Source organism: Mycobacterium sp. 852014-52450_SCH5900713 (assembly GCF_001667075.1).
Classification (GTDB): domain Bacteria; phylum Actinomycetota; class Actinomycetes; order Mycobacteriales; family Mycobacteriaceae; genus Mycobacterium.
The window spans coordinates 1-5,653 of the sequence record NZ_LZIL01000037.1 but is presented as its reverse complement, the minus strand read 5'-3'; the positions used below and the strand labels follow the sequence as shown (position 1 = coordinate 5,653).

At 67.4% G+C, this 5,653-nt stretch carries 1 protein-coding gene; it reads left to right on the top strand.

Annotation, left to right across the window (positions count from 1 at the left end):
* On the top strand, nucleotides 1-5,653 hold a 5,653-nt coding region (locus A5773_RS10960; RefSeq protein ID WP_156744806.1), incomplete at both ends, for a non-ribosomal peptide synthetase.

Sequence of the window (5,653 nt, the reverse complement as noted above, 5' to 3'; positions counted from 1 at the left end):
CCCAATGTCATGGGCACCGCCGAGCTGATCCGGATGGCACTCACCACCAAGATCAAGCCCTACGCCTACGTGTCGACGAGCGCCGTGGGCTACCAGATCGAACGGTCGCTGTTCACCGAGGACGCCGACATCCGGGTCATCAGCCCCACCCGCAGGATCGACCACAGCTACGGCAACGGATACCCCAACAGCAAGTGGGCCGGCGAGGTACTGCTGCGCGAGGCCCACGACCTGTGCGGGCTGCCGGTCTCGGTATTTCGTTGCGACGTAATCCTGGCCGACCCCGCGTATGCGGGCCAGCTCAATCTGCCGGACGTGTTCACCCGCACGGCGTTGAGCATCCTGGCCACCGGCATCGCGCCCGCCTCGTTCTTCCGGCTCGACGCCGACGGCAATCGGCAACGCGCACACTTCGACGGGCTGCCAGTCGGCTTTATCGCCGAGGCGATCGCCACGCTGGGCGCCCGGGCGGTCGACGGATTCCAGACCTACCACGCGATGAACCCGCACGACGACGGCATCGGGCCCGACGAGTACGTCGACTGGCTGATCGAGGCCGGTTACCCCGTCCAGCGCATCGACGACTTCGGGGAGTGGTTGCAGCGATTCGAGGCCGCCCTGCGCGCCCTGCCGGATCGACAGCGCCGGCACTCGGTGCTGCAGATGTTGCTGTTGCGCAACGCTACTCAGCTGCATCCCCCCGAACCGAGTCGCGGGTCCTATGCGCCGACCGACCGGTTCCGCGCCGCGGTCCAAAGGGCAAAGATCGGCCCCGACAAGGACATCGCGGACATTCCGCACGTGACGGCGCCGATCATCGTCAAGTACGCCACCGACCTGGAACTGCTCGGAGTGCTGGGTGCAGACCGGCCAGGAGCCGACTCGCGCCCGGATGCGGGTCGGCGTAAGCCGTTGGTGGCCGGTCCGCGGCCGGCAGTGGTCCCGCTGTCGTTCGCCCAAAGCCGGCTGTGGTTCCTCAACCGGTTCGAGGGCGGGGTTGCGACCTACAACATGCCGATCGCTTTTCGGATGAGCGGGCCGTTGAACGTCGCGGCGCTGGAATCGGCCCTTGACGATGTCGTCGCCCGCCACGAATCGCTGCGCACCATATTTCCCGACATCGACGGTGTGCCGTTTCAGCAGGTGATGCCGGCCAAGGCGGGCATGTGGCGAGGCGGAGACCCGGCGGTAACGTCTTTGCCGGAGCAGGATGTCGCCGCCCACGTGATCGCCCTTGCGGGTCATCAGTTCGATTTGTCCGCGGAGATCCCGATCCGTGCGCAGATCTATTCCGTCGGGCCCGAGCGGCATGTGGTGACAATCGTGTTGCACCACATCGCTTTTGACGGATGGTCGTTCGCGCCGATGGTCAGGGACATCGCCGAGGCTTACCGGGCGCGGGCGCGCGGGGAGGCGCCGCGGTGGGCGCCGCTGCCGGTGCAGTATGCGGATTACACGCTTTGGCAATCGGACTTGTTGGGTGCTGAGTCCGATCCGGACAGCGTCATCGCGGGCCAGTTGCGGTACTGGCGGCAAGAACTGGCCGATCTGCCGGTAGTGGCCTCGCTGCCGACGGATCGGGCCCGTTCGCCGGAGCCCAGTTTCCGCGGTGATGCGATCGACGTGGCCATCGACCCGAAAATCTGGGCCGGCGTCAAAGGCGTTGCTGCAGAGCATAATACGACGGCATCAATGGTTCTCCAAGCGGTGGTGGCGGTGCTGTTGCACCGAGTTGGCGTCGGCGAGGACGTGGTGATGGGCACGCCGATCGCCGGAAGGTTGGATCAGGCGCTCGACGATCTGGTCGGGTTCTTCGTCAACACCTGGGTGTTGCGGGTGGGGATCACTTCTGCGCACCGGTTCAGCGATGTGCTCCAACAGGTGCGCCATAAGGCGCTGGATGCCTACGGCAATCAGGATGTCCCGTTCGAGCGGCTCGTCGAGCAGCTGAATCCCGCGCGATCCACCGCACACCATCCACTGTTTCAGGTGTTCATGGCCTTCCAGAACAATGTGCGCCCCGAGGCGTTGTCGTTCGACGAGCTCAGTGTCGAGCCGCTGACGGCGGCGACGGGCACCGCCAAATTCGACCTAGAATTCGAGTTCAGCGAAGTGCCGACCGACGATCCGGCGGCGCCGATGGCCACCGGTGTCGTGACGTATGCCAGCGATCTGTTCGACCGGGTCACGGTCGAGCGGTTGGTCGCCTGGCTTGGGCGCCTGATCGAGGCGGTGGTGGCGGATGCGTCGGTGGTGGTGGGAGACGTCCCGCTGCTCGATCGCCGCGAGCGGGACCTAGTGCTGTCGCAGTGGTCTGGCGCCGGCGTGGGAACGCCCGTGGAGGTGGCGCCGCAGTTGTTGGCCGCGGCGGTGGCGGCACGTCCCGACGCGGTGGCGGTGGTGGACGGCACCCGGGAGGTCTCGTATCGCGAGCTGGACGAGTGGTCGACGCGGCTGGCGCGGATGCTGATCGAGGCCGGGGTGGGTCCCGAGCACGCCGTGGGCGTGGCAATGGATCGGTGCCTGGAGTTGGTGGTGGCCTGGTGGGCGGTGGTCAAGGCCGGCGGGGCTTATGTGCCGGTGGATCGGGCCTATCCGGTCGAACGGGTCGCCACGATGCTGGACACGGTCGACGCGGGGTGGGTGTTGACGTGTGGCGCCGACACCGTGGCCGGGGCCGGGGCGCGCCCGGTGCTGCGCGTCGACGGGCTGGACCTGAGCGGACGGTGCGCGGACACGATTACCGACGCCGAGCGGCTGGCGCCGTTGGGGGTGGGCAACACCGCGTACGTGATGTTCACGTCGGGGTCCACCGGTGCCCCCAAAGGGGTCGCTGTCAGCCACGCCGGTCTGCTGGCGGCGGCGCTCGGCGAAAGCGTCGGGTTAGGAGCGGATTCGCGGCTGCTGATGGTGGCCGCGCCGACCTTCGATGTTTCGGTCGGCGAGTTGTTGGCGGCGGTGAGGTCGGGGGCGGCGCTGGTGGTGGCGGGCAGGGACGCCTACGCGGGGGAGGCGTTGACCACGTTGCTGCAAGACCAGCAGGTCAATGCGGCGGTATTCACCCCGACGGTGTTGTCGTCGCTGGATCCGAACCGGCTGCAGGGCGTGGACAGGCTGATCACCATCGGGGAGGCCCTGCCGGCCGAGTTGGCGGCCACCTGGGCGCCGGGCCGGCGGATGTTCAACACCTACGGCCCCACCGAGACCACAATCTGGGTCACCTGCACTGCGCCGCTGTCGGCGGGGCAGCCGGTGGGCATCGGCGCCCCGCTGCCCGGAGCGTGCGCGGTGGTTCTCGATGCCCGGTTGAACCCGGTGCCCAGGGGAGTGGTCGGCGAGTTGTATGTCAGCGGGCCGGTGCTTGCGCACGGCTATCTGGGCCGGGTCGACCTGACCGCGGAACGATTCGTCGCGAACCCCCATGGCGCTGCCGGGGCGCGGATGTACCGCACCGGTGACCTGGTGCGCTGGACTCCGGACGGAACCCTGGACTACGTGGGCCGCGCCGATTCCCAGGTCAAGTTGCGCGGACAACGCATCGAATTGGGCGAAATCGAAAACACCCTGCTGTCGTGCCCGCAGGTCACCCAGGCGGCCGCAACCGTGCACCACACCAAGACCGGAGCGCATCTCGTCGCCTACCTCACCCTCGAGCGCGACGCCGGAGCCGACCACGACGCCGAAACCGTCGAAGGCTGGCAACACGTCTGGGACGAGCTGTACGGCACCCAGGTCGGGGAGCCGGCGTTCGGCATGGACTTTCGGAGCTGGAACAGCAGCTTCACCGGGGATCCGATTCCGCTCCAGGAGATGGTGGAGTGGCGATCGGCAACGGTCGATCGGATCGGCACCCTACGGCCGCGAAGAGTGTTGGAGATCGGCGCGGGCTCAGGGTTGGTGTTGTCGGAGATCGCCCCGCGCTGTGAGCATTACGTTGCCACCGACATCTCGCCGGCGGCCATCGACTACCTGGCCCGCTCGCTGGAGCGGTTGCAGATCCCTTGGCGCGACCGGGTCCGGTTGCTGACCCAACCCGCCCATGTGGTCGAGGGGCTGCCGCCCGGCTACTTCGACACCGTCGTGCTCAACTCGGTCATCCAGTACTTCCCCAATCGGCAATACCTGGCCGAGGTCATCGACCACGCCATGGATCTGCTGGCCCCCGGCGGGGCCCTCTTCCTCGGCGACGTCCGCAACGACACCCTGCAAGCCGCCTTCCAAACCGCGGTCGCGCTGACCCGCACCGACAGCACGGACACCGCCGAGATCCGCCAGTGGGTTCAGCGCGCCATGCTCAGCGAATCCGAATTGCTCTTAGCCCCAGAGTTTTTCCTTGCCTGGGCCGCCGAGCGACCATCGGTGGCCGGGCTCGACATCCAGGTCAAACGCGGGCTCGCCGACAACGAAGTGAACCGGTACCGCTACGACGTTGTCATCCATAAAACCCCGACGCCGGCGCGCTCGCTCGCGGCCGTGCCCACCTGCACGTGGGCCCAATGCGCGGGGCTGGACGGGTTGCGCACCCAGTTGATGACGCAACGTCCCGCCACGATCCGCGTCGCCGAAATCCCCCATACGGGAGTGATCGCCGACGTCCACCTCGAACAGAGCCTCGCGGCCGGGCTACCGCTGGCCGACGCGCTCGCCCAAGCCACGGCGATCCCCGATACCGCCACTCCCGAACAATTGCACCGCGCGGGCGAAGCCGCCGGATATCACGTCGCGGTGACCTGGGGCGCCCAACCCGGCACGCTCGAAGCCGTCTTCATCCCCGAACCACACCCTGTGACCGACCTCTACCTGCCAGACACCCGGGCCCACCGGAGTACCGCCCACGCCAACGAACCCCGCACCAACACCAAGGTCAGTGCGGTGCGTCAGCGTCTGAGCGCACGGTTACCCGACTACATGGTGCCGTCTCAGATCGTCGTGCTCGAGCGATTCCCGTTGACCTCCTCGGGCAAGATCGACCGAAAGGCGCTGCCCGCGCCGGTGTTTGCCGCCACACCCTTCCAGGCGCCGCAGACCCCGACGGAGAAGATCGTGGCCGGCGTCTACGCCCAGGTCCTGGGGCTCGAGCGGGTCGGGGTCGATGAGTCGTTCTTCGACCTGGGCGGCGATTCGCTGTCGGCGATGCGCCTGATCGACTCGATCAACAAAGCCCTGGATACCAACGTGGCGGTACGTATGGTTTTCGACGCCCCGTCCGTCAGAGGCCTGAGCGAGCGGTTGGATCGACATGAAAGTCCGGCCAGCGATCTGCTCTTTGCAGCCGTGCACGGAAGTGACAGCACCGAGGTGCGCGCCGGCGATCTGAGGCTGGACAAGTTCATCGACGCCCCGACACTGTCGGCGGCGCCGAGCCTGCCTCGGGCCGGTACCGAGGCGCGGACCGTCCTGCTCACCGGGGCCACCGGTTTCCTCGGCCGCTACCTGGCTCTGCAATGGCTCGAGCGAATGAAGCTGGTCGACGGCACCCTGATCTGCCTGGTGCGCGCCAAATCTGCCGACGATGCGCGACGCCGGCTGGACAAGACCTTCGACAGCGGCGACCCGGAGCTGTTGCACCACTACCAGGAACTGGCCGCCGATCATCTCCAGGTCGTCGCCGGCGATAAGGGTGAAGCCAACCTCGGCCTGGACCGGCAGACCT